The organism is uncultured Thermomonas sp., assembly GCF_937872235.1.
Lineage (GTDB): Bacteria > Pseudomonadota > Gammaproteobacteria > Xanthomonadales > Xanthomonadaceae > Thermomonas > Thermomonas beijingensis.
This window is the reverse complement of record NZ_CALMPC010000126.1, coordinates 1-22,743: the sequence shown is the minus strand read 5'-3', so window position 1 is coordinate 22,743 and position 22,743 is coordinate 1. Positions and strand designations below refer to the sequence as shown.

General features: G+C 60.1%; 20 protein-coding genes. 13 read left to right on the top strand and 7 right to left on the bottom strand.

The window, feature by feature from the left end:
• The 4 genes from QWB57_RS10890 to QWB57_RS10875 form a co-directional block, all read left to right on the top strand.
• Nucleotides 1–489, top strand: a 489-nt coding sequence (locus QWB57_RS10890) for a GGDEF domain-containing protein (RefSeq protein WP_288969546.1), incomplete at its 5' end; no start/stop codon positions are given.
• Between the two features lie 172 nt (nucleotides 490–661).
• Nucleotides 662–1,762 (top strand): Glu/Leu/Phe/Val dehydrogenase dimerization domain-containing protein, encoded by a 1,101-nt coding sequence (locus QWB57_RS10885; protein ID WP_223629753.1) that lies wholly within the window; start codon nucleotides 662–664, stop codon nucleotides 1,760–1,762.
• A gap of 2 nt (nucleotides 1,763–1,764) precedes the next feature.
• Nucleotides 1,765–2,922, top strand: coding sequence for an isovaleryl-CoA dehydrogenase (locus QWB57_RS10880; protein WP_288969545.1), 1,158 nt, complete (start codon nucleotides 1,765–1,767; stop codon nucleotides 2,920–2,922).
• Between the two features lie 54 nt (nucleotides 2,923–2,976).
• On the top strand, nucleotides 2,977–4,491 hold the full coding sequence (locus tag QWB57_RS10875; RefSeq protein WP_288969543.1) for a DUF3369 domain-containing protein: 1,515 nt from the start codon (nucleotides 2,977–2,979) through the stop codon (nucleotides 4,489–4,491).
• 36 nt (nucleotides 4,492–4,527) lie between these two features.
• Here the strand turns inward: QWB57_RS10875 and QWB57_RS10870 are convergent, their stop codons facing one another.
• Together QWB57_RS10870 and QWB57_RS10865 are read right to left on the bottom strand one after the other, a co-directional pair.
• Nucleotides 4,528–8,283: a two-component regulator propeller domain-containing protein gene (locus tag QWB57_RS10870; RefSeq protein WP_288969541.1), complete on the bottom strand. Its 3,756-nt coding sequence runs from the start codon at nucleotides 8,281–8,283 to the stop codon at nucleotides 4,528–4,530.
• Nucleotides 8,284–8,355: 72 nt separating this feature from the next.
• Nucleotides 8,356–11,187 carry an autotransporter serine protease gene (locus QWB57_RS10865; RefSeq protein WP_288969540.1) on the bottom strand — a complete coding sequence of 944 codons (2,832 nt, stop codon included), beginning with the start codon at nucleotides 11,185–11,187 and terminating at the stop codon, nucleotides 8,356–8,358.
• A gap of 316 nt (nucleotides 11,188–11,503) precedes the next feature.
• Here QWB57_RS10865 and QWB57_RS10860 point away from each other — a divergent pair, with 316 nt between their 5' ends.
• From QWB57_RS10860 to QWB57_RS10850, 3 genes are all read left to right on the top strand, one after another.
• On the top strand, nucleotides 11,504–12,679 hold the full coding sequence (locus QWB57_RS10860; protein WP_288969538.1) for an acetyl-CoA C-acyltransferase: 1,176 nt from the start codon (nucleotides 11,504–11,506) through the stop codon (nucleotides 12,677–12,679).
• Nucleotides 12,680–12,801: 122 nt separating this feature from the next.
• Nucleotides 12,802–13,116: a hypothetical protein gene (locus QWB57_RS10855; protein WP_223629747.1), complete on the top strand. Its 315-nt coding sequence runs from the start codon at nucleotides 12,802–12,804 to the stop codon at nucleotides 13,114–13,116.
• Between the two features lie 206 nt (nucleotides 13,117–13,322).
• On the top strand, nucleotides 13,323–13,640 hold the full coding sequence (locus QWB57_RS10850) for a hypothetical protein (RefSeq protein WP_223629746.1): 318 nt from the start codon (nucleotides 13,323–13,325) through the stop codon (nucleotides 13,638–13,640).
• A 122-nt stretch (nucleotides 13,641–13,762) separates the two neighbouring features.
• Here QWB57_RS10850 and QWB57_RS10845 read toward each other — a convergent pair whose 3' ends face one another.
• Genes QWB57_RS10845 through rlmD form a run of 5 tightly spaced genes read right to left on the bottom strand, consistent with a single transcriptional unit; the run spans nucleotide 13,763 to nucleotide 18,008 of the window.
• The gene (locus QWB57_RS10845; protein ID WP_288969536.1) at nucleotides 13,763–14,521 is read right to left on the bottom strand and encodes an S-methyl-5'-thioinosine phosphorylase; all 759 of its coding nucleotides are present in this window, start codon (nucleotides 14,519–14,521) and stop codon (nucleotides 13,763–13,765) included.
• A gap of 3 nt (nucleotides 14,522–14,524) precedes the next feature.
• A complete protein-coding gene (locus QWB57_RS10840) occupies nucleotides 14,525–15,082 on the bottom strand; it encodes a hypoxanthine-guanine phosphoribosyltransferase (protein ID WP_223629744.1) in 558 nt (185 codons plus the stop codon).
• Entirely contained in the window at nucleotides 15,079–16,131 is a 1,053-nt protein-coding gene (gene nagZ / locus QWB57_RS10835) for a beta-N-acetylhexosaminidase (RefSeq protein WP_223629743.1), read from the bottom strand. The genes QWB57_RS10840 and nagZ overlap by 4 nt, the downstream gene beginning before the upstream one ends.
• Nucleotides 16,132–16,659 (bottom strand): CYTH domain-containing protein, encoded by a 528-nt coding sequence (locus QWB57_RS10830; protein ID WP_288969547.1) that lies wholly within the window; start codon nucleotides 16,657–16,659, stop codon nucleotides 16,132–16,134.
• A gap of 2 nt (nucleotides 16,660–16,661) precedes the next feature.
• On the bottom strand, nucleotides 16,662–18,008 hold the full coding sequence (gene rlmD / locus QWB57_RS10825; RefSeq protein ID WP_288969534.1) for a 23S rRNA (uracil(1939)-C(5))-methyltransferase RlmD: 1,347 nt from the start codon (nucleotides 18,006–18,008) through the stop codon (nucleotides 16,662–16,664).
• Nucleotides 18,009–18,117: 109 nt separating this feature from the next.
• Between rlmD and QWB57_RS10820 the strand changes: the two genes are divergently transcribed.
• The 6 genes from QWB57_RS10820 to QWB57_RS10795 all read left to right on the top strand — a co-directional run bounded on the left by QWB57_RS10820 (nucleotide 18,118) and on the right by QWB57_RS10795 (nucleotide 22,666).
• Nucleotides 18,118–19,728, top strand: coding sequence for a carboxyl transferase domain-containing protein (locus tag QWB57_RS10820; RefSeq protein ID WP_288969532.1), 1,611 nt, complete (start codon nucleotides 18,118–18,120; stop codon nucleotides 19,726–19,728).
• Between the two features lie 107 nt (nucleotides 19,729–19,835).
• Nucleotides 19,836–20,330, top strand: a complete 495-nt coding sequence (locus QWB57_RS10815; RefSeq protein ID WP_223629740.1) for a polymer-forming cytoskeletal protein — start codon at nucleotides 19,836–19,838, stop codon at nucleotides 20,328–20,330.
• Complete coding sequence (locus QWB57_RS10810) at nucleotides 20,327–20,683, top strand: hypothetical protein (protein ID WP_288969531.1); 357 nt, start codon at nucleotides 20,327–20,329, stop codon at nucleotides 20,681–20,683. The genes QWB57_RS10815 and QWB57_RS10810 overlap by 4 nt, the downstream gene beginning before the upstream one ends.
• A gap of 56 nt (nucleotides 20,684–20,739) precedes the next feature.
• Nucleotides 20,740–21,183, top strand: coding sequence for an integrase core domain-containing protein (locus QWB57_RS10805; RefSeq protein ID WP_288969530.1), 444 nt, complete (start codon nucleotides 20,740–20,742; stop codon nucleotides 21,181–21,183).
• Entirely contained in the window at nucleotides 21,108–22,214 is a 1,107-nt protein-coding gene (locus QWB57_RS10800; RefSeq protein WP_288969529.1) for an RHS repeat-associated core domain-containing protein, read from the top strand. The genes QWB57_RS10805 and QWB57_RS10800 overlap by 76 nt, the downstream gene beginning before the upstream one ends.
• Nucleotides 22,211–22,666, top strand: coding sequence for a hypothetical protein (locus tag QWB57_RS10795; protein WP_288969527.1), 456 nt, complete (start codon nucleotides 22,211–22,213; stop codon nucleotides 22,664–22,666). The genes QWB57_RS10800 and QWB57_RS10795 overlap by 4 nt, the downstream gene beginning before the upstream one ends.
• The last annotated feature ends 77 nt before the right edge of the window (nucleotides 22,667–22,743 follow it).

Below are 22,743 nucleotides of genomic sequence, written 5' to 3'. Positions count from 1 at the left end.
GGGCTGGCCAATCGCCGCCGCCTGTTTGAAGCGCTGACTAGTCAGTTCCGCAATGCACAGGCGCAACAGCGCCCGCTTGGCGTGTTGATGATCGACCTAGATCACTTCAAGCAACTCAATGACAGCCTTGGCCACCTGACCGGTGACCGCTGCCTGAAGGAAATTGCGCAGTGTTTGTTGGCGCAACTGCCGCCACAGGGCTTGGCTGCACGCTATGGTGGTGAAGAGTTCTGCGTGCTGCTGCCAGGGCTGGATGCAACCGCAAGCACAGCCATGGCCGAGCTGCTGCGGCGCTGCGTGGAAACCATGCCAACCCCCTGCTGCGACAGCCATCGGCCACGGCTGACAATCAGCGTCGGTGTGGCCGCACTGGCGGCAGGCCAGTCAGGGCCAATACATGATGCTGATGCCTTGCTGGCGGCCGCTGATCGTGCGCTGTATGCCGCCAAGGATGCAGGGCGCAACCGGGTAAAGACCGCACAAGACTGACCCACCATACTGCTGCGTACTTGCACGCCAGGGCAAGCGAATCGAAAGAATGGCTTAAACTATGCGCCGCTGCAAACCCCCAATGGCTGCAGCCCTCTCATTCGTATTCAATCCATCCCTACCCTAGCCGCCGATACCGCTATCTCCACCTAGCACCGGCCGGAGTTTTGCCATGATGTTCGAAACACTCGCCACCTACGGCCATGAACAGGTCGTGTTTTGCCATAACAAGGATGCTGGCCTGAAGGCGATCATCGCCATTCACAACACCGTGCTGGGCCCTGCCTTGGGCGGCACCCGCATGTGGCCCTACCAGAGCGAGGCGGAAGCGCTGAACGACGTGCTGCGCCTGTCACGCGGCATGACTTACAAGAACGCAGTGGCCGGGCTCAATATCGGCGGCGGCAAGGCGGTGATCATCGGCGACCCGGCCAAGGACAAGTCCGAAGCGCTGTTCCGTGCCTTCGGCCAATTCGTGGAGTCGCTGGGCGGCCGCTACATCACCGCCGAAGACGTGGGCATCGACGTCAACGACATGGAATACGTGTACCGCGAAACCGAATATGTGACCGGCGTCCATCAAGTCCATGGCGGCTCTGGCGACCCCTCCCCGTTCACTGCCTATGGCGCGTTGCAGGGGCTGCTGGCCACCTTGAATCGCAAGTTCGGCGATGAGGACGTGGGCAAATATTCCTATGCCGTGCAGGGCCTGGGCCATGTGGGCATGGAATACGTGAAGCTGCTAAAAGAACGCGGCGCGAAGATTTTTGTCACCGATATCAACAAAGCGCTGGTGGACAAAGCCGTGTCCGAATACGGCGCGGAAGCCGTGGGTCTGGATGAAATCTACGACGTGCCGGCCGACGTGTATTCACCGTGTGCGCTGGGCGGCACCATCAACCCCCAAACCCTGCCACGCCTGAAGTGCAAGGTGATCTGCGGTGCAGCCAACAACCAGCTGGCCGATAACGAGATTGGGGATGAAGTGGTCAAGCGCGGCATCCTGTACGCGCCGGATTATGCGGTGAACGCGGGCGGCGTGATGAACGTGGCGCTGGAGCTGGATGGCTACAACCGCGAACGCGCCATGCGCATGATGCGCACCATCTATCACAACCTTGCACGGATCTACGAAATTTCCGATCGCGACGGCATCCCCACCTACAAAGCCGCCGACCGCTTGGCCGAAGAGCGCATCGAGACCATTGGCAAGCTCAAACTGCCATTGAGTCGCGGGCGTACCCGCTTCCAAGGCCGCGTGCGCGGGAGCTGATGATGCGTCCATTTCCTCTTGGTGAAGACACCGACGCCCTGCGCGAAGCCGTTGCACGGTTTGCTGATGCCGAAATCACCCCGCGTGCGGCCAAGGCCGACGAAGACAATTGGTTTCCGCAGGAACTGTGGCCAAAATTGGGCGAAATGGGCCTGCTGGGGATGACCATCCCCGCCGAATTCGGTGGCAGCGAAATGGGCTATCTGGCGCACTTGGTGGCGATGGAAGAAATCAGCCGCGCTTCGGGTGCGATTGGCCTGTCCTACGGCGCGCATTCCAACCTGTGCGTGAATAACCTGTACGCCAACGGCACGGCCGCGCAGCGCGCCAAATACCTGCCCAAACTGTGCAGCGGCGAACACGTCGGCGCACTGGCGATGAGCGAGCCGGGCGCCGGTTCCGACGTGGTCGGCTCGATGGCCTGCCGCGCCGAACTCAAGGGCGATGTGTGGGTGGCCAACGGCAACAAGATGTGGATCACCAACGGCCCCGAAGCCAATGTGCTGATCGTCTACATGCGCACCGCCAGCCGTGAGCTGGGCAGCAAATGCATGACCGCCTTCATCGTCGAAAAAGGCATGCCGGGGTTCTCCACCGCGCAAAAACTCGACAAGCTGGGCATGCGTGGCTCCAACACCTGCGAGCTGGTGTTCGAGAACTGCGAAATCCCGCAGGAAAACGTGCTGGGCGAGCTCAACAACGGCGTCAAGGTACTGATGAGCGGCCTCAACACCGAGCGTTTGGTGCTGTCCGGTGGCCCGATCGGGCTGATGCAGGCGGCGCTGGATATCGCCCTGCCCTACGTGCGTGAACGCCGCCAGTTTGGCCAAGCCATCGGCACGTTTGAATTGATGCAGGCCAAGATTGCGGATATGTACACCGCGCTGCAATCCTCGCGTGCGTTTGCCTATCAAGTGGCCCGCGATTACGACGCCGGCCACAAGAGCCGCATCGATGCTGCCGCCTGCTTGCTGCATGCCTCCGAAGCCGCGGTGCAAGTAGCGCTGGAAGCGATCCAGTCGCTGGGCGGCAACGGCTACATCAACGAATTTGCCACCGGCCGCATCCTGCGTGATGCCAAGCTGTATGCCATTGGCGCCGGCACCAATGAAATCCGCCGCATGCTGATCGGCCGCGAATTGTTTGCAGGGAATCACTAGCCCCCCCTTACATGCCGGCGACAGGACGCATAGACTGGCCGCAGGGGGCCAGTCGTGAAAGACACTCTGTTCGAACCAATCCGTTCGCCTGCGGGGACACCGTGGAAGGTGTTGATCGCAGATGACGAGCCCGAAGTGCATGAGGTCACTCGCCTTGTGCTGGGCGGCTTTCGTTTCGAAGACCGCCCATTGTCCTTCCTGTCTGCTTACAGTGCGGCAGAGGCATTCGAACTGATTCGGGCGCAACCGGATATCGCGGTGTTGTTACTCGATGTGGTGATGGAAACCGAGCACGCCGGGCTAGAAATCGTGCGCCGCATTCGCCAGGAGCTGGGTAACCACCGGGTGCGTATCGTGTTACGCACAGGGCAACCAGGCCAGGCACCCGAGCAACATGTCATCAGTTCATATGACATCAATGACTACAAGGAAAAGACCGAGCTGACCGCCGCGCGCTTCCAGACCACATTGTTTGTGGCCTTGCGCGGCTATCGAGACCTGATGACGATCGAGACCAGCAAGCAAGGGCTGGAGCAGGTGATCGACGCCAGTGCTGAAATTTTTTCCCAGCGCGAAGACAGCAGCTTTGCCGCCAAGGTTCTCAAGCACTTGGCGCGCCTATCGCAAGCCGATGGCATCACCTTGTTATGTCGCGCTGAGGATGCCGGCACCGACCAGCAGCGTTACCCGATTGCGCTGAGTACCGCCCCGCATGCGGATCTGGTTGGCCGCGAGGCCGATCAGGTATTGCCTGACAGCCACATGGCATCGTTGCGTAGCGCGTTGCACAACCGCAGCCATGTATTTGGCAGCGACCACTATGTGCTGCACTTTATCGACAGCAATGAGCACGAGAGCCTGCTCTACATCGGCGAAGGCGGTGTGATCGGAGAGGTTGAGCGCAAATTGCTGGAAGTATTTTCCACCAATGTTTCGATTGCCTACAAAAACCTGCACCTGAATCAGGATCTGGTGGATAGCCAGCTGGAAATGATCTGGTTGCTGGCCGGGGCCGCTAAAACCCGCTCGCGTGAAACCGCCAACCATGTGTTGCGGGTCGGTCTGTTGGCCGAGTTGCTGGGGCGCGCCGCCGGTTTGGATGCCAAGGCCGCTGAAAACCTGCGCTTGGCCGCACCACTGCACGATATCGGCAAGATTGGTATTCCCGACGCCATCCTGAATAAACCTGGAAGTCACAGTCCGGAAGAAACCGCGATCATGCGCTCACACGCACAACTGGGCGCGCAGATGCTGGGTAATTCCAAGCGCCCCCTGTTGCAGCTGGCCTCGCGCATTTGCCTCGAACACCATGAAAATTGGGATGGCAGCGGCTATCCCAATGGCCTGCATGGCGAAGCCATCAGCCTTGAAGGACGAATTGTCGCACTGGCTGATGTGTTTGACGCACTTGGCAGTAATCGCGTGTACAAAGCGCCGTGGCCACGTGAACGCATCCGTGAATTTCTGATCGAACAAACCAGTCGCAAGTTTGACCCGCACCTGATCGATTTGCTGTTTGCCCGCTGGGACGATGCCGAAGCCTTGCGCAAGCAATATCCCGACTCCTGAGGTCAAAGCACGGCGCTATTGTGCGCGCACCTACAGCTAGCGATGCGGGAAACGCAGCGTGAATTGGGTGCCTTTGCCAAGCTCCGACTCACACTCGATGCTTCCTTCCAGGGTTTGCACCACGAGCTTGTAAACGATGTGCATGCCCAAGCCAGAGCCGCCTTGCCCGCGCCGCGTGGTAAAGAACGGGTCATAGATGCGTCGCCGCACAGACTCTTGCATGCCCACGCCGTTATCGCTGTAGTGCAACACCCAGCCATCGCCGTCCGCAGCCGCAGCAATCTGCATGCGCCCGTGGGCAATCCCGGCAAACGCATGGGTCAATGAATTGGTGACCAGATTGACCACGATCTGATAAATCGCCCCGGGCTGGGTGTACACCGCCAGTCCCGCAGGGATATCGATCTCGAGCTCGTGCGGGCTGCGCTTGAGTACCGGTTGCAGTGAGACCAGGATCTCATCCATGTATGCAGCGAGCTGAATCATGCGCGGCGCTTCGCTGGTTTGATCCACTGCCACTTGCTTGAAACTGCGAATCATTTTGTCCGCGCGCTGCAAATTGCGTAACACCATGGCACTGGCATCACTCACGGTTTGACTGAACGCGGAGACTTGCTGGCTACTGACCGCGCCAGCCGTGATTGCAGCACGAAACTGCTGCGCCTGCTGCTCCAGATGGGATGCCGCAGTCACCCCCACACCCAGTGGTGTATTGACCTCATGTGCGATGCCGGCGACCAAGCCCCCCAAAGCCGCCAATTTTTCCGATTCCACCAACTGATGCTGAGTCATTCGCAATTGATCGATGGTGCTGCTCAACTCATGATTGAGCAAGGTCAAATCGGAAGTGCGCTGATCAACCCGCTGTTCCAATTCCTGATTGACTCGCTCCATTGCAGACTCGTGTTCACGCAGCTCCGAGACGTCCACGGTAACGCCAGCCATGCGCACAGGGCGACCGGCCGCATCGTATTCCACCAACCGCCCGCGCGAACGCAACCATCGCCAATGATCGTGCACATCCAGCATGCGGTACGTGTTATCGAAGTCTGAAGCACTGCCGTTGATATGCCGCGACAGTGCTGCGGTCAACTCGGCTTGATCCTGTGGATGCACTGCGGCGACCAGGTCGGAAAAACTCAATTGCGCGACGTCACCAAGCCCTTTGATATTCGGCATTGGGTTGATCCGAACCAATCGTCCCGTGACTAAATCGGCATCCCAGAATTCATCCCCGGTTCCCCATAGCGCCAGTTTCAAGCGCTCCTCGCTTTCGGCAAGAACTGCCTGCGTGTTTGCACGCTCAATAAACAGCTTGCGGCGGTTCCAGCCCCATAGCCCGAACGGCAGCAACAACAGGAGCGCCGCCCCCAGTCGTGCCCACAAGGTTTGCCACCAGAGTGCTGCCAAATGCACATCAACGACGCGTTCGGGGCCGTAACTTTCACCGGGAAACCGGGCCCGCAACCGCAGCCGATAATCGCCGGGTGACAAATGCGGATAGCCGGCATTGCGCTGGTTGGCATCCGCCTTAATCCAATCACTGTCCAAGGGTTCCAGACGGTAGCTGTACTCCACCAATTCCGGATCCGAATAGGTCAATGCGGAAAAGCTGAAACCAAATCCCCCAGACCCTGCACGCAACCACAAGCTATCCGGCTGATGATCTGACCCTTTGCGGTAACGCCATTCCGTAACCTTCGCATTCGAACTTTGATAAGCGCGCACATCAGTCAACATCGGACGATGGATGGCATCGCTGGAAAACACCGCATTGGGATTGAAAATGGTCAACCCACGCAGCCCGCCAAAGGCGATGCGGCCATCTGGCATGGCCGCGCCGGATTCAACAAAGTAGCCTTCGCCTTGCGCACCTGCGCGCGAACTGAAGTTCTGGATGAACCCGCTCGCCGGATCCAGCCGGCTGATGCCCAGGGTGGTGGATGCCCAAATATCACCACGCGCATCTTCGAAAATCCTGCCGATGGCCTCTGCTGCCAGCCCCTGTTTGCGCGTGTAGGTCTGCAAGCGAAACCGCCCCCCTTGCACCGGTGTAAGCCGCGCTAGGCCGCCTCCTTGAGTGCCCACCCACAGTTCGCCATTGCGCGACTGGGTGATCATGGTGATTGCACGCGGCAAGTTGGATGTTGGTGCTGACAGCACATCGGCCAATGGGGTCGTGCGCCCGGACACGCGATCAAGAATCGAGAGCCCCCCCGGTCGCGCACCCACCCACAAGCGCCCGGCACGATCCTCGAACACCACACCAATCGTCTGCCCGGGCAGGCTGTCGCGCGCAGTTGCATCGAAAGTGAAATGTCGAAAGCGATCGCAGCCGCGGCATAAGGCATCCAATCCTTTGTCTTCGTAGCCAACCCACAAGGTTCCGGTACGATCCACATGCATCGTCAGGACGTTGCCAGCAGCCGGACTGGCCGCATCACCAGGGCGCGGCGGCAACAGCTCGAACTTGCTCGTACCCGGCCGGCGATACGCTAGCCCCACATCCATAAAGCCAACCCACAGCCCGCCATCCAAATCGCGGGCAAGCGCCTGAATCCGGTCGCTGGGCAGTTGCAGCGGACCTTTGCCCCCGGTGTAAAAGCGCTCCAGAACGCCGCGATCAGGCGAAAAATGAATCAGACCGCCGCCGCCCAGAATACCCAACCATAGGCTGCCATCCGGATTTGACAGCACGCTACGCACGCCATTGCCGGGCAAACCACGTGGGTCCTGCTGGTCGCTGCGAAATTCACGGAAAGTGTCGGAACCTGGCAGATACACATGTGCGCCACCCAACCAGGTGCCAATCCAGATCAAGCCATCGCGGTCTTGCAACAGTGCATGCACGCGTCCAGAGACCAAGCCGTCACTTCGGCTCTCATTTCCCAGCCAACGATGTGGTGCTGCGCCCTCGGCATCAATACGCGACAGCCCGTTGTAAGTGCCAATCCAGATACGCCCACGCGCATCTACCAGCAGTGAGCGAACATCGTCTGCAGCAACACCATCATCAAACGATACTTGGCGCAACACAGCGCCATCGCTTGTGAGCTCAAATGCTCCCTGGCTCGCGGTCCCCACCCACAAGTTGCCATGCACGCCTTCACGGGCCAATGCTTGCACGTCGGCAGTACCCGCAGATAGCGCCTGAGCGGCCCAGGCCTGAATTCGTTGCTGTGAATGGACCCAGCGCAGCAACCCTTGCGACGTTCCAATCAATACATCGCCATCGGGGAGTGCCAATAGCGTTCGCACCTGCGATTGGGTGGGCAGCACAATCGTGGTGAACCGTTCATTCGTGGGGTTCAGCCGTTGCAAATGACCATGCCCACTGGCCACCCACAACTCACCATCCGGCATCGCCAGGATGGCATTTACAGGGGTTGCTGCCAAAGCATCGGAACGGTTCAGTGCGACAGGAAAGTTATGAAAGGCCTGCTGCTCCGGGTCGTACCGACCCAAGCCTCCGGACTGCGTACCTACCCACAGCCTGCCGGCCTTGTCGGTTGCCAAAGCCGTCACATGGTTATCAGGGAGACTGGTGTTGTCAGCGGCATCATGTCGAAATACGTGAAACGTATAGCCGTCGTAGCGGTTCAACCCATCTTGGGTACCAATCCACAACATGCCATCGCCGTCCTGTGCCAGCGCACGTGCGGTGGACTGCGACAAGCCCTGCTCCACGCCCAGGTGTTGCAGACGCAGATCGATTTCACCTGGTACTTGTGCGGCGGCCCCATTGGCCAACCCGCCAAGCAGCATCAATACGCACAGCAACACTCGCTTCATCGCATCAGCCCCCTGCCATGCGCAATGCTCTCCGAACGTCACTTCGGCCACAACGGCCTCAACGCGTCTGTGCTAGTAACGATAACTTGCCCACAAGGATGCCATCTGGTCAGCCCCCAACGTGCGACTCCGCTGACTCAGATCGAAGCGCAGCAGCGCATTACGTCCCAACAGCGCCGATAGCCCCAGCCCAATCTGCTGCCCGCGCAACGCCGGCGGCATGCCTTGCAGCGGCGACCATTGGTTCAGACCCATATAGCTGGCATCAAACACCATACCGCGCATGGCCAACGTGCGCTGCCACTCCGCACGTGCATCGGCACGCAACTGCACATCGCCAATGCGCCAATCGCGCTCAGCACGCAGCCCCACCATGGCTTGCCAGCGGCTGGCATCCCACGCATTGGCGCGCAGGCCAAAGCCACTGCTGCCACCCTCATCAAACCCGGCGTTGGACAGTCGCACATATTGCGAACCCAGATAGGGCGTCAGCGTGAAGTCATGCGCACTGAAGTTGCGCCCCAATTCAACATAAGCTGCTTGATAGTTGCCGGAGAGTTGTGTGGCGACTACATCTTGCAAACTCCCCAGCAATAAATTGCGCTGCATCTGGCGTTGGAAACCGCCACTGATCACCTGCGCCTGCGCCTGCCACGGGCCGCGCCAACCGGCGGCATAGACTTGCAACTCACGTTGATGGCCCCGGCTGTGGTCACCCAGTGTGCCCAGCCAGCTGCTTTGCTCAAGCTTGTTCATGGCGATGCCCAGCACCGCATTGGAACCGATACGCCAATCATTGCCGATCATCTCACCTCTGCTATCCAGCCCCACGCCGTCAAACCCCGCCTGCGCCAGTTGCCCACTGCTGGCCAAATTGCGATACCAACCGCCCGCCTGCGCCGGGGCTTGGGCCAAGCCGTCAACCCGCTGGCCCAGCACACGCCGGCCGGCATCAATACCGTCAAGGGTCAACGTGGTGGAAGCCGCGTGGAGTTCGCCAGACAAACTGCGCAGCGACAGATCGGCATTGACCTTGCTGGTCGATTGCTGCAACGCGCCGGCTGCGTTGATGAAACTGGCACCAATGCCGCCCGGCGCACCCCCGCCCAGTTGTGCATCGATGGCCTGCATCGCCGACTCCACCCGCACCGCCGACATCACGCTGATGCCATCCAGCCCCATCCCGGCCACCGCCTTGCTGACATCGATACGGTTGATGTTGAGGAAGACGTTGTTGGGGTCATAGCCCAGCGCTGCATCCAAAAACACATTCGGCGCGGCCTTCAGCGACGCAAACGTGCCGCTGACACCACCCCCTGCATTCAACAGGGTTTCCTTGCTGGTGGTGGTATAGCCGGACTTCACACCCAGAATCGACATCGTACCGTCCAAGGTGGCACTGCCTGTCACGCGCAGCGTGCTGCCCAGCCACACCCCCAGATTACCGCTACTGGATTGGATGTAATTGCCGCTAATGTTGGCCGGCGTGCCGGCACCACTCAGGAATCGTCCACTGTTGTTGACGTTGCCGGCGAACACGCCGCTCCCCCAGACCGTGGCCCCGTTGACAATGGCCAGATTGGACTGCAGCCCCTTGCGCACATCCAATGCGCCAGCGTTGACCTGGGTGGCACCGGTGAACTTGCCTGCTTCGGTCAGCGTCAAGGTGCCGCTGCCGCCTTTGATCAAGCCACCGCTGCCGATGATTTCATTGCGCCACACCGAATTTCCCGAGAACGCCACCGAAAAATCGCCCCACGCAAAATTGCTCGGCCCCATCGCGGCCCTGGTCACATCCAGCAACCCCCAGCCGAACACCGCATCCACCCCCGGTGCGCCCAAATCCTTGGCCCCGCCTAACAGCGCCTGGCGCACCTGGTCATTGTTGAAATAGGGAAACGCCGACCACACCACCGCCGCCGCACCCGACACCAAGGGTGCCGCATACGACGTACCGCCTCCTTGGTACAACTTGTAATTGGCGTCCCCGACTTTGGCCTGCGGGTCGATAAACACGGTATTGCCGGGAGCCACCAGGCAATAGTTCATCGCCGTTCCGCAACGCTGGGAATAACTGGTTAGCTGACTGGGGACGTCCGGGTCCAGCGCACCCACCGTCAGCCAACCTTTTTCCAGCTGCGCATCATTGGCTAGCGTGGGCAGTCTTGCATTATCGGAGGGGTTGTCGACATAGCGCGAATCTTCGCCGCTATTGCCATTGGCAAACACCACGATGCCGCCACGATTGACCACAAAATCCTTCCATGCCGTGGCCAACTCCGTGGTCAGTGCCGGATCCTTCCAATACAAGCCGCCCCACGAGTTATTGATGATCTTCGCCCCCGCATCAGCCAACTCGCCATTGATCGACTTGAAAAAATCGCCATACCCTTCGCCGGCATGAATCTCAGTGCCTGCACCCGAACCATCATCATCCGGACGCTTGTCGTTGATGATGCGTGACGACACCAGACTGGCATTCTGCGCGATGCCGCCGCCCCAGTTGCCCAACTGCCCGCCGCTATAGGTTCCCGTAACGGGCCGGCCGGCCGCCAACGAAGCGACGGTGGTGCCGTGGCCCACCACATCATCCACGCTGGTGTTATTGGTATTGGGGTCAATATGGATGAAACTGGCTCCCACCCGCCCGCTCAGGGCCGGATGATTGCGATTGATCCCGGTATCCACAAACCCAATTGTCACCCCTTGCCCTTTTAGCCCCGCACCCAGCGCGCCGGCGGCATTGGTCAGACTGAGGTGTTTGTTGATCGCAGGATCGGTGAAGGTGACCGGTGCACCCAAGACCGGCACTGCAGGCGGGTTGACCACGATCGAGGCGTCATTGGCTACCGTCGGTGTAAACCCCGGGCCAGTTGGTGTGACCGGTGGCGGATCTGAGCGCACTGCGCCCCCTCCGCCTCCGCCGCCACAGGCGGCCAGCGCAAGCGCAATGCAGGCAGGCAACAACGCCCGTGCAAATGACATTGCAGGTGATCGACGTGTGCTCTGAGTGGATGCGTTCATCATCATGACAAATTCCTTTGCATCGACTTCGCAGCATGGCGAAGCAGGCGAATGATGCCTCCTTGTAAGCCCCGGCGCGGGCTGGCGCAATGGGTTTTGACTGAACCGGATGCGGCGATGCAGCAAACCGGCGCGAATCGCGCCATAATCGGCGCTTCCCCGGCATCGCCGGCCCCACGGATTTTCGGAGCTTCCCATGAGCGACGTCGTCATCGTCGGTGCCAAGCGCACCGCCATCGGTTCCTTCCTCGGCCAGTTCACCGGCACGCCCACCCCGGCGCTCGGCAGCGCCGCCATCCAGGGCGCGCTTGCCCAGGCCGGCCTGGGTGCAGACAAGGTGGACGAAGTGATCATGGGCTGCGTGCTGCCGGCCGGACTGGGCCAGGCGCCGGCGCGGCAGGCTTCACGCAGTGCCGGCATTTCCGATGCTGCGGGCTGCACCACCATCAACAAGGTCTGCGGTTCCGGCATGAAGGCGGTGATGCTGGCGCATGACATCATCAAGGCCGGCTCCGCGCAGGCGGTGGTCGCCGGCGGCATGGAGTCGATGACCAATGCCCCGCACCTGCTCAACAACTCGCGCACCGGCATCCGCTACGGCAGTGCTGAAATGCTGGACCACATGGCTTGGGACGGCCTGACCAACCCCTACGACGGCAAGGCGATGGGCGTGTTCGGCGATGCCGCCTGCGCCAAGTACGGCTACGACCGCGCCGCCATCGATGGGTTCTCCGCCGAAAGCGCACGCCGTGCGCAGGCCGCGCAGGCTGCCGGTGCCTTCGATGCCGAAATCACCCCGGTGACGGTCAAGACCCGCAAGGGCGAAGTGGTCATCGCGAAAGATGAAGAGCCGGGCAAGATCGATCTCAACAAGATTCCCGAACTGCGTGCGGCGTTCGGCAAGGATGGCGTGCTGACCGCCGCTTCGTCTTCCAAGATTTCCGACGGCGCCGCCGCATTGGTCGTGATGTCGGCAGATGCCGCCGCCGCTGCAGGTATCAAGCCGCTGGCGCGCATCAAAGCCCATGCCACCCACGCGCAGGCGCCGGAATGGTTCACCACCGCGCCGGTGGCCGCGGTGCAGAACGTGCTGGCCAAGGCCGGCTGGAACGTGGTCGACGTGGATTTGTTCGAAATCAACGAAGCCTTTGCTTGCGTGGCGATGGCGCCGATGAGCGACCTCGGCATTCCGCACGACAAACTGAATGTGAACGGCGGTGCGCTGGCACTGGGCCACCCGATCGGCTGCAGCGGTGCCCGGCTGCTGGTCACCTTGATCCACGCGCTACAGGCGCGCGGAGGCAAGCGTGGCGTGGCTTCGCTGTGCATTGGTGGTGGCGAAGCGACCGCCATGGCAATCGAATTGGTATGACCCCATGCAACGCCGGATTGAAAAAAAACCGGCCAACCGCTTGACACGCGACACAAGCGCGTCATCATGTTAGGGCACGCGTTTCGTGTGTGCTCAGAATTAACGACGAGGAAACAGAAATTATGTCGATCAACAAAATCCTGCTGGCAATGGCGTTGGGCTTGGCCCTGACCGCCTGCAGCAAGTCCGAGCCGGCTGCTGATGCCGCTGCCGCCGCTCCGGCTGCCGATGCCCAGGCCGCTGCCGACACTGCCGCCACCCAAGCTGCTGCAGCGCCTGCTGCTGACGCAACCGCTGAAGCACCGGCCGATGCCGCTGCTGCCCCGGCTGCCGATGCAAATGCCGCTCCGGTAGACGCCGCTGCCACCCCGGCGGATGCCCAGAAAGCAGCCGACGCTGCTGAAACGGCGGCCACCTCGGCCGAAGCGAAGAAGTAATCGGACTGGCGGAGAGTTAGCCAAATCGATTATTCTCAAAGAACTCGGAAAAGCTGTCGGTACGCCGACGGCTTTTTCGTGCCCCGGGCAACCGGGAACGTCGAAAGTCAGTGAAACGACCCCCGGCCCTGGCCGATTTGCCAAGTGCACCGGCGTTGCCTGATTTACCAACCTTAGCTTTTCAGTCAACCCTATTGGAGATTCAAATGAACAAGAAGCTTTTCGTGTTGCTCGCCGCTGGCGTCCTGGCCCTGTCGGCTTGCAAGAAGGAAGAAGCTGCTCCGGCCGCTGACGCTGCCCCGGCTGCTGACGCTGCTGCTGCCCCGGCTGACGCCGCTGCTGCTGCCCCGGCTGCCGACGCTGCTGCTGCTCCGGCTGCCGACGCTGCCGCTGCTCCGGCTGCCGACGCTGCTGCCCCGGCCGCTGCTCCGGCTGACGCCGCCGCTGCTCCGGCTGCTGATGCTGCCAAGCCGGCTGACGCTGCTGCTCCGGCTGCTCCGGCTGCCGACGCTGCGAAGAAGTAATTCTTCCGCGTTTTGCTAGAAAACAAGGCCCGCTTCGGCGGGCCTTGTTGCATTTTTGGATCTGGAAAACTGTTGTGGCTCTGGAAAATTGTTGAAGCGACGCGTGAATCAACGCATATGCATCATTCCGAATGATGCACCAGCAGCCGCTGCAATACCTTCGGCACACCTGCCATCGCTACCGCGACGTTATCCAACACGTCCTGCAGGGTAATGACTGCATCCGCATCCGGGCCTGCACCCGCCGCCCAATTGGCCACAATCGCCAAACAGGCGTAATCCAGCCCCAGCTCCCGCGCCAACCCGGCCTCTGGCATGCCGGTCATGCCGACCAGGTCGCAACCATCGCGGCGCATCCGGGCAATTTCAGCCTTGGTTTCCAGTCGCGGCCCTTGGGTCGCCCCATAGCAACCAGCATCCACTATTGCCACGCTTGCTTGGTGTGCCGCCTGCACAATGGCTTGCCGCAACGACGTGGTGTACGGCTCGCCGAAGTCCACATGCAGCACCTCGCTGCCGGGTTCTTCGCAAAGAGTCGAAATACGGCCCCAGGTGTAATCAATCAGTTGATCCGGGCAGGCCAACACGCGCGGGCCGAAGCGTTCGCTGATACCGCCAACGGTGTTAAGCGCCAGCACACGCTGCGCACCCATCTCTTTCAGCGCGACCAGATTGGCGCGATAGTTGATCTTGTGCGGCGGCAGTGAATGCCCTTCGCCATGCCGCGCCAGAAACGCCACGCGCTTGCCGGCATAGGTGCCCACCCGGATCGGGCCGGATGGTACGCCGTAGGCCGTGTCTGGCTGGAATGCCTCCGCATCGGCCAATTCGCCCAATGCATATACGCCGGTGCCGCCGATAACGGCAAGGTCAATGGTCATCGCCTAATCCCCCAGCGCATAAATCGCCGGCAGATTGCGCCCCTGTTCGTGGTAATCCATGCCATAGCCGAACACATAAGCATCCGGTACCTGCACCCCTACATGGTCAGCGACGATGCCTTCCACGCAACGGTCATGCAATTTTTCTGCCAATACCGCGGTGCGTACTTCGGTCGCGCCCTGATCTTCACACCAGTGTTTGACCGCCAGCAGGGTATGCCCCTCATCGAGGATATCGTCGGCCAGCAACACCTTGCGGCCATGCAGCGGAGTGGCCGGCCGATGCAACCAGGCCAGCCCGGAGCCGCTGGTTTGGCCGCGATAGCGAGTGGCATGCAGATAATCAAATTCCAAATCCAATCCGCGCTCGCCCAACGCAAATGCCAATTGCGCCGCAAACGGCAAACCACCGTTCATCACCGTCAAAAACACCGGCACTTCGCCTTCGACATACGCTTGCGCGATGTCCTCGGCGATACGCTCAATCGCTGCCTCCAACGTGGCGCGATCGAACAACACCTGCGCCGACGCCAATGCGTCGACAAGCTTGGGCACGCTCATGCCACATCTCCAATTGAAATTGCAGCTGAAAGCACATCGGTGTTCAGCTCCGGTGCGCGCAAGCGCGCAAGCTTGGCCTGAATTCTTGCCCGCCGCGTGTCGGCCAACAGACCATCCCACGCCATCGGGCCGCGCCCGATCAGATTGACCAGTGCCATGGTGTTGAGCGTGCGCCCCTCGATGGCACGCAGTGCTTCGTCCACCTGCTGTGGATGGCAAACCAGCACCACATCGCAGCCGGCATCCAGATGGGCGTGGATCCGCGCTTTGACGCCGCCCACCGAATGCGCCGCGGCCATGCCGATATCGTCGGAAAACACCACACCACGAAAGCCCATTTGCGTGCGCAAAATTTCACCAATCCAACGCAGTGAATACCCCGCCGGCTGCGGTGCAACCTGCGGATAAGTGACATGCGCCATCATCACGGCATCGGCCCCAGCCGCAATACCGGCAGCAAATGGCAGCAGGTCTTGCTCGCGCATCTCATCCAAGCTGCGCGAGTCAACAGCAGCAGCATGGTGGGTGTCTTCCAACACCGAACCGTGGCCTGGAAAATGCTTGAGCGTTGCCGCCATGCCGGCTTCGTGCATGCCCTCGACATACGCACGGGTGAACGCGGCCACCACCTGCGGAGATTGTGCAAACGCGCGATCCCCAATCGCACGGTTGCCGCGCGCCAAGTCGACCACCGGGGCAAAACTCATGTCCACACCGCTGGCGCGCACTTCGCTGGCCATCAGCCACGCGTGCTCACGCGCAAGTGTGAGCGCTGCGTCGGCATCGGCTTGGTACACGGCTTCAAATCCCTGCAAAGCAGGCAGCCTGCTATACCCTTCGCGAAAGCGCTGCACGCGGCCACCTTCCTGATCCACGCAGATCAACTGCGGGCGCGGCGTAGCCTCACGAATGGCTAGGCACAACTCGTGCACTTGTGCCTGCGATGCAAAATTTCGACCAAACAACACCACGCCTGCGCAGGCATCGTGCTGTAGCCAGTCGCGCTCACGCGCGGTCAGTTGGTGCCCGGAAACGCCAATCTGCAGCATCTAGTGTCCTTGGTTGAGATCGCACGCCCGTTGCTCGTCTTCGCGCCATTGCGAATACGGGCGCGAGGCCAGTGCAAGATTGTAATAGCGCGGCGCATGGGTGGCCTCCACGCCTGCCCAGCCGGGTTTGGCGAAGACTTCATGCTCGCTGCCCAGTTCGATTTCGGCCACCACCAGCCCAGCGTTATCGCCAAAGAATTCGTCCACTTCCCACAGATGCCCCAGATGCTCGACATAGTGGCGGCTCTTTTCGATTCGCCCCCCCACGCACAGTGCCAGCAGCGCCTGCGCATCAGCCATCGGAATGGGGTATTCAAATTCTTGCCGACGTGCGCCGAGTTCGCGCGATTTGATATTGAGAAATGCCGTATCGCCCTCGATACGCACCCGCACCGATGCCTGCATCGCGCCACTGTCGACCATGCCAATGTCGTTGAGATAGCCCTGCGCCATCGCCACCGTCTTGTGCGCAGCAGCGCGCCACCCGTCGTTGCTGGGTAGAAATTTGCGTTCGATTTCAATCCCCATGCTCATGCCTTTTTAGGTGGGTCGAACACCGCGATGGATTCCACATGCGCGGTGTGCGGAAACATGTCCATCACCCCCGCATCGCGCAGCGTCCAGCCGGCTTCATTCACCAGATAGCCCGCATCCCGCGCCAATGAACCGGGGTGGCAGCTGACATACACGATGCGCTTGAGCCCTTTCAGCGGCAATTGCTTGAGCACTTCCTGCGCACCGGCGCGGGCCGGATCCAGCAGCAGTTTGTCGAAGCCTTGCTTCAACCACGGTTGCCCAGCCAAATTCTGCGCCAGATCGGCGGCATGAAACTGCACATTTCTCAGCCCATTGCGCTGCGCATTCGCCCGCGCCCGCGCCACCAAGCCGGCATCGCCCTCCACGCCCACCACGCTGCCCTCGCCCGCCACCCGCGCCAACGGCAGGGTGAAATTGCCCAGCCCGCAGAACAGATCCAACACGCGCTCACCCGGCTGCACATCGAGCAAATCCAGCGCACGCACGATCATCGCCTCGTTGAGCTTGGCGTTGACCTGAATGAAATCCAGCGGGCGGAATTGCAGCTCGATATCCCATTGCGGCAAGTGAAATGACAACGCGGACGCATCAGCGGTCAGTGGATGCACAGAATCGAGGCCACCCGGCTGCAAAAACATGCTGAAGCCGTGCGTTGTGCCGAAGGTGGCCAAGCGGGTTTTATCGGCATCACTGAGTGCCTGCAAATGACGAAACACCAGCACGGTGGCGGCATCGCCGGCAATGAATTCGATTTGTGGAATGTCGCGCCGTGCGTCCAAGCCATCCACCAACGCACCCAGCGCATCCAGCTTGAAACCAATTTGCGGTACCAGCGTATGGCACTCGCGCAAATCGGCCACGAAGCGTGGATCGGTTTCGCGGAACCCCACCAGAGTTTTGTCTTTTTTCTCGACCCGACGCACCGACAGCCGCCCCTTGCGCCGATAACCCCAGCTATCACCACGCAGCGGCGGCAACACACTGCCCGGTGTCACATGGCCAATGCGCTGCAAATTCTCCAACAGCACGCGCTGCTTGGCTTCGATCTGCTTGTCTTCGGCCAAGTGCTGCAATACGCAACCGGCGCACACGCCAAAATGTGGGCACCGTGGCTGTACGCGATCTGGTGATGCGGTCAGCACCTCCAGCGTTTTGGCTTCATCAAACTGTTTGGATCGCGCGGTTTGCTGCACGCGCACGGTTTCGCCAGGCAGCGCACCGCTGACAAAGACAGCCTTGCTGGCTTGCGCATGCCCCTCCGGCCAGCGCGCAACGCCGCGGCCATCGTGGATCAGGTCGGTGATGTGCAACGTTTGAGGGGTGTGATCGAGACGGGCCACGGCAAAGAGTGCAAACGAATGGCCGCCTATTGTCGCAGACTCGCAGCGCCCTTCCGGGAATTTGGCCACAACGGGTATCCTTGGCGTTTTGCCACACCGGATTGCTCCTATGCCCGCGTTGACCAGCCAGCTTGACCCGCGCTCGCAAGACTTCCAAGACAATGTGGCCTATCACCGCGCATTGGTGGCCGAGCTCGACCACCGGCTGGCCCGTGCGGCCGATGGTGGCGGTGAAAAAGCACGCAACAAGCACACCGAGCGCGGCAAGCTGCTGCCACGTGAGCGCATCAACGCGTTGCTGGATCCAGGCTCACCGTTTCTGGAAATTGCGCCGCTGGCCGCCGAGGGCATGTATGACGATGCCGCGCCCGCCGCCGGCATGGTCTGCGGGATTGGCCGGGTGATGGGTCAGGAAGTCGTCATCGTGGCCAATGACGCCACCGTCAAGGGCGGCACCTATTTCCCGATGACGGTGAAAAAGCATTTGCGCGCGCAGGAAGTGGCACGCGAGAACAACTTGCCTTGCGTGTACCTGGTCGATTCCGGCGGCGCGTTCCTGCCGCTGCAAGACGAGGTATTCCCGGACAAGGAACACTTCGGCCGCATTTTCTACAACCAGGCACGTTTGAGCGCGGACAACATTCCGCAGATCGCGGTGGTGATGGGGTCGTGCACCGCCGGCGGCGCGTATGTCCCGGCGATGTGCGATGAATCCATCATCGTCAAGGAACAAGGCACCATTTTTCTGGGCGGCCCGCCGCTGGTGAAGGCGGCTACTGGTGAGGTGGTCGATGCTGAAACGCTGGGTGGCGCCGATGTGCATACCAGCATTTCGGGCGTGGCCGATCACTTCGCAGAAGACGACCGCCACGCGCTGGAAATCGCGCGCGGGGTGGTAGCGATGCTCAATCGCAAAAAAGTGCTGCCGGTGGCCACCGTGCCGGCGCGTGAACCGCTGTATGCCAGCGAAGAGCTGTACGGCATCGTGCCGAAAGACCCACGCCGGCCATTTGACATCCGTGAAGTCATCGCCCGGATTACCGACGGCAGCGAGCTGCAGGAGTTCAAGGCGCGCTACGGCAAAACCTTGATCACCGGCTTTGCCCATCTGCATGGCTACCCGGTAGGCATCATTGCCAACAACGGCATCTTGTTTGCGGAAAGCGCGCTCAAGGGCGCGCACTTCATCGAACTGTGCAACCAACGCGGTATCCCGCTGGTGTTTTTGCAAAACATCACCGGTTTCATGGTCGGCAAAAAATACGAACAAGCCGGCATTGCCAAAGATGGCGCAAAGATGGTGACCGCCGTTGCCTGCTCGCACGTGCCCAAGCTCACCGTGGTGATCGGTGGCAGTTTTGGTGCCGGCAACTATGCGATGTGCGGCCGTGCCTACGGCGCACGTTTCTTGTGGATGTGGCCAAATGCACGGATCAGCGTGATGGGCGGCGAACAGGCCGCCAGTGTGCTGGCGACGGTCAAGCGCGACGGTATCGAAGCCAAGGGCGGTGTATGGACACCGGAAGAGGAAGACGCCTTCAAAGCCCCCATTCGCCAGCAGTACGAAGACCAAGGCAACCCGTACTATGCCACGGCACGGCTATGGGATGACGGCATCATCGACCCCGCCGACACCCGCCGCGTACTGGGGCTGGGGTTGTCGGCATCGCTCAATGCGCCGATGGAAGCGCGCACGCAGTTTGGCGTATTCAGGATGTAAGTTTTTTCGAAAACAGCAGCTTGTCGCTTAAAGTTGTCGTATTCATGCAGGAAATCCTTGCAAAGTGATGTTAGCCTCGGCAGTCCGCCCCCGAGGAGAGCTGTCGCATGGCTATTTGGAAAGACCCCACCCCGGCCCCGAAGGCTGCCGAACCTGTACGCTTCGAGCCACCGGCACCCACCCCAATACCGGCCGAACCGGTGGTATCGCAGACTGCACCGATTCGCACTGCTGATGCTGCGGCACGCGAATCGGTGATCGCCTCGGATCTGATCATCGAGGGCAAGATTGAAGGCTCGGGCCATGTGCGCATTGCTGGCAAGTTCAAGGGTGACATCAAGGTGCAGGGCAATCTCAGCATTGACCAAGGCGCCAAAGTGTCCGGCGGCGTGTCTGCCAATAAGGTCACATTGGCCGGCGAATTGGACGGTAATATCGCTTCGGCCAAACAGGTCGAGTTGCTGTCCAGTGGCGCGATTAACGGCGACCTCAAGGCCGGCAGTTTGACCGTGGCCGCGGGCTCACGCATTCGTGGCCATGTGGAGTGTGGCTGGGGCGATGTCAAACCGGCTGCGAAAATGGAGAGTGGCGGCGCTGCATGAGTGCCGTTCGCCCGGGCGAGGCCGGCGCCACCCGCGCCTGCCCGCATTGCAAGGCCACCATTCTGGAAAGTTCGGCGGTCTGCCCGGCCTGTCGCGGGCATTTGCGTTTTGATGCCTCAGCCAGCGATGCCGCACAGCGGTTTGTGCCGTTGCAAGTGGAAGGCACGATCAACGGCAACGACACCGGCAGCTTCGAATACACGATGGTGGTGGTGATCCGCAACGAACGTGGCGAGGAAGTGGGCCGTCACGTTGCCGGCGTCGGTGCCGTGCATCCGGGTGAAGCACGCAGCTTCAACGTGACCGTGGAAGCGGTACCGGTAGGCGTCGGCAAGCGCCGGTTAAAGCACTAGAGACGAGTTCAACGCTGATACGCAACAGTGCTCTGACACCATTTTTGTGTCTTGATTTGAGTTTTGCAGAGCGCCTCATCAAGTACCTGGCGATCGTCGACGACGCTACCCACGAAACCGTCGCGATCAAGGTGGAGCGCGTGATCTCCAGCTTGAGCATGATGCGCGTGCTCAAGCACCTGACGCTCTCGCGCGGCCTTCGGCAAGTCATCCATGCCAACAATGGCCCGGAATTTCTGGGCGAGGTATTCGTCGAATGGACCAAGACCAACGGCATGGACAGCCAGTACACCCAGCCGAGCAAGCCCAACCAGAACGTCTATATCGAACGCTCCAATCGCACCTTCCGCGAAGAACTGCTGGACCAGCATCTGTTCCTGTGGATAGATGACATTCGCGAAGCCGTCCCCACCAAACCCGCAACATGGCCTACGACGGACAAGGCAACCTCGCCAGCAAAAACGGCACCGGCTATACCTTCGACTACGGCAACCGCCTAAGAAGCACCGCAGGGCTGGGCTACCGCTACGACGCCGACGGCCGCCGCGTGCGCCAAGACAGCGCCGGCACCAGCCTGAAGTACAGCGACTACGCCAAAGACGGCCGCCTGCTCTGGCAACGCGACGAACCCAACAGCAAGCGCATCAACAACGTCTATCTGGCCGGCAGCCTATTGGCCGAAATCACCCGCCCCATCGGCAGCAACGCGCCCACCATCAGCTACTTCCACACCGATGCCCTAGGCAGCCCCATCGCCAAAACCAATGCAGCGGGCGCTATCATCGAAACCAGCGAGTACGAACCGTATGGGAGGCTGCTCAACAGAAACAACGATGACCGCGCCGGGTACACCGGGCATGTGATGGATGCGGTGAGCGGGCTGACGTATATGCAGCAGCGCTATTACGATCCCGCCATCGGAGCGTTCCTGAGTGTTGATCCCGTCACGGCTTACAGCAATCCGGTGGGGGCGTTTAATCGGTATCGATACGCCAACAATAATCCGTACATGTTCACTGATCCGGATGGGCGAAGGGGCAAATTTCAATATCTTCACGTAGTGGGGCAAAGGCTTCCCCAAGTCGAATTTGAGCGTCAGATGAATTATGTAATTAGCAATACAGAAGGTGCACAAGAGGCCATTGATTACATACTTGACCAAGACATTGATGTAACGATTGCCGCCAGTCCTAGCCGGGAATGGGCTGCCGTTAGAGACGAGTCAGAGAAATATTTCATGGTGCTTGCTGATCCCGAGCGAACTATCCAGTATCGGCGAGGCGGGGCGGTATATGTTCTGCCCATATTTCTGGCGCTAAAGCACGAGCTAAACCATGGTGTCAAATTTGCGAAACGTGGGGGGAAAAATAATCGAAAAAACGATAAGCGCGCCAATGATATGGAAGAAGAGGATGTAACCAACCAAGAGGAAGGGGAAGCAAAGGGGTACGATCAGCCGGGTCGCCGAAATCATAACGATGGAACATACATAGATATACCCTTACCTCTATGTCAGGGGTGCTACAAGTGAATAAAATAGTTGCAGTATTTCTGATTGGCGCGCTATCAATTGTCCAAGTTGATAGTTGTCGCGCCGCTGATAAAATAAGCAACCCGCTTGTCAATGACTCGGGGGGAAGCTTCGTAATAATGATGCTCGATCCAAGCTTAGAGTATGTTGACACTAAGATTGATGAGGTTTTCATTCTTAATAATAGCTCGCTTCGCTATAAGGTATCTACCCCAAGTGTTGTAAGGCGTTTCAATTCCGTGATGCCGACTGAAGGATCGCAACAAGCGATGTTGCCTGATTGGTACCAATTCGTGCCAGGGGCGGTTCTCAAATTCTCGGACGGAAGACAATACTTGTATGACGGTTGCTATATTAGGGTCTCGCCGCGTGGAGCTTACTATCTGGCTTCCGATGATTTGCAAGTTATGGTCGATCAATTATCGTTTTCTAAGCATCAACGATGCGAGTGAAGAGCCGGGACACCCACCAATCAATTAATGGGGTCAGGTACATTTATCGTACAGCAAGCAAGTTGCGGCCTTTGTTG